Below are 4,366 nucleotides of genomic sequence, written 5' to 3'. Positions count from 1 at the left end.
CCCCCGAACCCTCCTCCGACCCCAAGGACGACTGATGCGCACACTGGCGACGACCGCAGCCCTGCTGATCCTGGCCGCCGCCAGTTCCGCCACCGCCCAGACCTCGACCGCTCTCAAGGACGCGATCCAGCGGGATTACGAGACCAGCCTGGGCGCCATCTTCGACGACTTCCACCGCAACCCCGAACTGTCGGGCATGGAGGTGCGGACCTCGGCCCGGATGGCGGCCCTGCTGACCGGCCTGGGCTATGACGTCACCACCGGCGTCGGCGGCACCGGAGTCGTCGCGGTTCTGAGGAACGGCGACGGGCCCACGGTCATGATGCGGGCCGACATGGACGGCCTGCCGCTGAAGGAGAACTCCGGCCTGGCCAATGCCTCGACGGTGACCCAGGTCGATGCCGACGGGACCGAGAAGCCGGTCATGCACGCTTGTGGTCACGACGTTCACATCACCGCCCTGGTCGGGGCGGCGCGCCAGATGATGGAGCGCAAGGGTGACTGGTCCGGCACCCTGGTCCTGATCGTCCAGCCCGCCGAAGAGCGCATCTTCGGTGCCCGGGCCATGGTCGAGGACGGCCTGTATTCCCGCTTTCCCAAGCCCGACTATGCCCTGGCCTTCCACGTCTCGGCCGACCTGCCGACCGGCCGGGTCTCTGTGCCGTTGACCATCCATTCGTCGAGCTCGGACAGCGTCGACATCGCGGTCCACGGCGTCGGAACCCACGGCGCCTATCCGCAACTGGGCGTCGATCCCGTGCTGGTCGCCTCGTCCATCGTGGTCAATCTGCAGTCGCTGCGCAGCCGCACGGTCAGCCCGCTGGAGGGGGCCGTGGTCACGGTCGGAGCCATCCACGGCGGCATCAAGCACAACATCATCTCCGACCGCGTCGACCTGCAACTGACGGTCCGGGCCGACACGCCCGAGGTCCGCACCCAGCTTCTGGACGGTATCGACCGGGTCGCGCGCGGGACGGCCCAGGCGCTGGGCGTGCCCGAAAACCTTCTGCCCACCGTGGTCCGCTCGGCCACCGAGACCACACCCCCGACCCGCAACGACCCCGAGACCGCCCAGCGGATTCGGACCGCCATCGCCTCGGCGATGGGCGAGGCCGTGCTGATCGACGAGCCCCGCGCCGGCATGGGTGCCGAGGACTTCGCCTATTTCGTCACGCCCGAAAGCGGGGTGAAGGGCGTCTATTTCGACGTCGGAGGCACCCCCGCCGCCGATGTGGACACGGCACCCGGGCACCACTCGCCGCTGTTCAGGATCGACCCCGAACCCTCGGTCACCACGGGGACGGAGGCGATGGTGGTGTCAGCGCTCACACTGCTGGCGAAAACCTGATCGGAGCAGGACTGAGGCGTCTTGCCACTGTGGCTGAACCTTTGCCGTCGGATCGGCGTTGATCCCGGCAATCTGGAGAAGACCCATGGCCCTGTCCCGTATCGCCACCGTCCTCGGCGGCCTGCTGATCTCCAAGGGCGGACGTCGTTTCGCCGGACGGCATGCGGGCAAGCTGGCGCTCGCGACCCTGGCCTGGGAGCTGTATCAGCAGCACCGCAACAAGGCCGTGCGGAGCGGACGGCGCGTCTGACGCACGAGGCTTGCGCTACCCCGCGTCAACCGGCGTAGGATCGCGAAAACGAGGAAGCGCGCCATGATCACCGTCCATCACCTGAACAACTCGCGCTCGCAGCGCGTGCTGTGGCTGCTGGAGGAACTGGGCGTCCCCTATGAGGTCAAGCGGTACGAACGCGACGCCAAGACCATGCTGGCCCCGCCGGAACTGCGCGCGATCCATCCCCTGGGCAAGTCGCCGGTGATCGAGGACGAGACGGGCACCACCGCCGAGACCGGGGCCATCATCGAACACATCCTGGCCCGGCATCCCGGCAACGCCCTGACGCCTGCGCCCGGGAGCGAGGCGGCGAAGCGGATGAACTACTGGCTGCACTATGCGGAAGGGTCGGCGATGACGCCGCTGCTGCTGAAGCTGGTCTTCGGGGCCCTGCCCGGGCGCGCGCCCGGTTTGATCCGCCCGGTGGTCAAGGCGGTGTCGACGAAGGCTCAAGGCAGTTTCATCGACCCCCAGATCGCAGCCCACACCGCCTATTGGGAGGGCGAACTGGCCAGGTCGCCCTGGTTCGCGGGCGAGGCCTTCAGCGCCGCCGACATCATGATGAGTTTCCCGGTCGAGGCCGCCTCCAGCCGGGTCCCGTTCGGGCCGGACAAGCCGAAACTCAAGGCCTTCCTCCAGACCATCCACGCTAGGCCGGCCTATCAGCGGGCGCTGGAGCGGGGCGGGCCCTACGCCTACGCCTGAGACAAGGCGTTTGACATCGCGGTGATCGGGGCAACCGGCGGGGTCGGCCCGCGTTAACGACGGATGCGTATCCAGACCCTCCAGATCACCGTCGGCGTCGTCGCCGCCATCGCCTTCGTCATCGCCTTCATCTCGGCGGGGGTGGCACTGGTGTCGTTCGCCTTCGCCCTGGTCGGAGCAGCGGCGCTCGGCTGGGTCACCTACAGCATCGCCAAAAGGATGCTGAGCCAGCGCCGGTCGCGCGATGTGACCCCGTCCTGACGGCAAATCCGCCGCTGACTTGAGTTTCGCCGTCAGGCGCCCTAGTCTCTTTGGCCGGTCGCGCGCGCCCAGCGACCGCCAAAAAGTCTCAAGACAATCCTTTCAGTCCGCCGCCGGTGCTCCGGGCGATATCGAAGAAACTCCTGATCCCTATGGAAAAAGTGCCTATGACGGGCGAGGGCTATCGCGTCCTCGACGACCAGTTGAAGCAGTTGAAGTCGGTAGAGCGTCCCAGCGTCATCGCGGCGATTTCCGAAGCCCGCGAGCACGGTGACCTGTCCGAAAACGCCGAGTATCATGCGGCCAAGGAACGCCAGGGCTGGATCGAAGGCCAGATCGCCGAGATCGAGGACAAGATCAGCCGCGCCCAGGTCATCGACGTCTCGAAACTGTCGGGCAGCCAGGTCAAGTTCGGCGCCACGGTCACCGTGGTCGACGAGGACACCGAGGACGAAGGCCGTTACCAGATCGTCGGCGAGCACGAGGCCGACGTGAAGGCGGGCAAGATCTCCATCTCCTCGCCCATCGCCCGCGCCATGATCTCCAAGGAGGTCGGTGACGTCGTCGAGGTCAACACCCCCGGCGGGGTCAAGGCCTACGAAATCCTCAAGGTCGAGTGGAAGTAGGCTCACCCCTGCGAATCCAGGTCGTCTCTGACGGCCGCGCGGGAATCGAGAATCAGGCGCTGGGCCTCGCCGAGGCGATCCAGCGCCTGACCCCCGCAGACATCATGATCAAACGCGTCCGCTGGCGGCCGCTGTTCGACCGGTTGCCGGTCGCGCTGAAGACGCCGGCCATGCTGGACCCGGCGTCAGATACCCCCTTCCCCAAGCCGGACGAGCCCTGGCCCGATCTGTGGATCGCCACCGGCCGGGCGACCCTGCCGCTGTCCCTGGCCGTGCGCCGCCTGAGCGGGAGCCGGACTTTCGTCGTCCAGACCCAGGATCCCCGCCTGAGCCCCGAACGGTTCGACATGGTGGTCGCGCCCGCCCACGACGAACTCGAAGGCGACAATGTCTTTCCGATCACCGGCTCTCCCCACCGGATCACGCCCGAGCGGATCGCGGAGGCCGCCCCGGCGTTCGCCGACGCCATCGCCGCCCTGCCCCATCCGCGGGTCGCGGTCCTGATCGGCGGACGGTCCAGGGCGTTCGATCTGCCCGAGGCCCATGCTGCAGAACTGGCGGACGAGATCGTTGAAGCGATCCGGGCGATCGGTGGCTCCCTGCTGCTGACCTATTCGCGCCGGACGCCGGATGCGGCGCGCGCTGCAATGACCAAGCGGCTCAAGACCCTGCCCGGCCTGATCTGGGACGACGCGGGAGCGAACCCGTTGTTCGCGTGGCTGGAGGCCGCCGACTACATCCTGGTCACCGAGGACAGCGCCAACATGGCCACCGAAGCCGCCTCGACCGGCAAGCCGGTTCACATCCTGCCGATGGTCCCGCTGAAGGCCCCCGGCAAGTTTGCGGCCCTGCATGCCGATCTGGAAGAACGCGGCGCGACCCGGCCGTTCGACGGGGTGCTGGAAACCTGGACCTATGAGCCCCTGCGCGAGACCGACCGTGCGGCGCGCGCCGTGCTGGAGGCGATGGGCGCGCGGGGTTAATCCCCACTATTTCCGCTCATCCCGGCGAAAGCCGGGGCCCAGTCCTCAAGTGAGGCAGTGCGGGATCAGGCGTTACGTCCTCGGCGGAAATGTCAAACTCCCCAAAGCACTGGATCCGGCTTTCGCCGGGATGAGCGGAGTCTTTTCAATCACCGCCACCGCCGTCCCC

General features: G+C 67.6%; 6 protein-coding genes. All 6 read left to right on the top strand.

Features of this window, described 5'->3' with window-relative positions; translation table 11 throughout:
- Positions 1 to 34 precede the first annotated feature (34 nt).
- Positions 35 to 1,348 (top strand): amidohydrolase, encoded by a 1,314-nt coding sequence (locus JHC99_RS17650; protein ID WP_292155973.1) that lies wholly within the window; start codon positions 35 to 37, stop codon positions 1,346 to 1,348.
- A gap of 85 nt (positions 1,349 to 1,433) precedes the next feature.
- Positions 1,434 to 1,598, top strand: coding sequence for a cysteine protease (locus JHC99_RS17645; protein WP_292155971.1), 165 nt, complete (start codon positions 1,434 to 1,436; stop codon positions 1,596 to 1,598).
- A gap of 63 nt (positions 1,599 to 1,661) precedes the next feature.
- Positions 1,662 to 2,327, top strand: coding sequence for a glutathione S-transferase (locus JHC99_RS17640; protein WP_292155970.1), 666 nt, complete (start codon positions 1,662 to 1,664; stop codon positions 2,325 to 2,327).
- A gap of 63 nt (positions 2,328 to 2,390) precedes the next feature.
- Positions 2,391 to 2,588 carry a hypothetical protein gene (locus JHC99_RS17635; RefSeq protein WP_292155969.1) on the top strand — a complete coding sequence of 66 codons (198 nt, stop codon included), beginning with the start codon at positions 2,391 to 2,393 and terminating at the stop codon, positions 2,586 to 2,588.
- A gap of 152 nt (positions 2,589 to 2,740) precedes the next feature.
- On the top strand, positions 2,741 to 3,214 hold the full coding sequence (gene greA, locus JHC99_RS17630; protein WP_271145273.1) for a transcription elongation factor GreA: 474 nt from the start codon (positions 2,741 to 2,743) through the stop codon (positions 3,212 to 3,214).
- The gene (locus JHC99_RS17625; RefSeq protein ID WP_292155968.1) at positions 3,205 to 4,197 is read left to right on the top strand and encodes a mitochondrial fission ELM1 family protein; all 993 of its coding nucleotides are present in this window, start codon (positions 3,205 to 3,207) and stop codon (positions 4,195 to 4,197) included. Before greA ends, JHC99_RS17625 begins: the two co-directional genes overlap by 10 nt.
- The last annotated feature ends 169 nt before the right edge of the window (positions 4,198 to 4,366 follow it).

Source organism: Brevundimonas sp., from assembly GCF_016463485.1.
Taxonomy (GTDB): Bacteria; Pseudomonadota; Alphaproteobacteria; order Caulobacterales; family Caulobacteraceae; genus Brevundimonas.
This window is presented reverse-complemented; position numbering and strand designations above follow the sequence as displayed.

Coding starts and splice junctions, on each gene's coding strand:
- JHC99_RS17645 (WP_292155971.1), top strand. CDS start 1,434: ATGGCCCTGTCCCGTATCGCCACCGTCCTCGGCGGCCTGCTGATCTCC.
- JHC99_RS17650 (WP_292155973.1), top strand. CDS start 35: ATGCGCACACTGGCGACGACCGCAGCCCTGCTGATCCTGGCCGCCGCC.
- JHC99_RS17635 (WP_292155969.1), top strand. CDS start 2,391: ATGCGTATCCAGACCCTCCAGATCACCGTCGGCGTCGTCGCCGCCATC.
- JHC99_RS17640 (WP_292155970.1), top strand. CDS start 1,662: ATGATCACCGTCCATCACCTGAACAACTCGCGCTCGCAGCGCGTGCTG.
- greA (WP_271145273.1), top strand. CDS start 2,741: ATGGAAAAAGTGCCTATGACGGGCGAGGGCTATCGCGTCCTCGACGAC.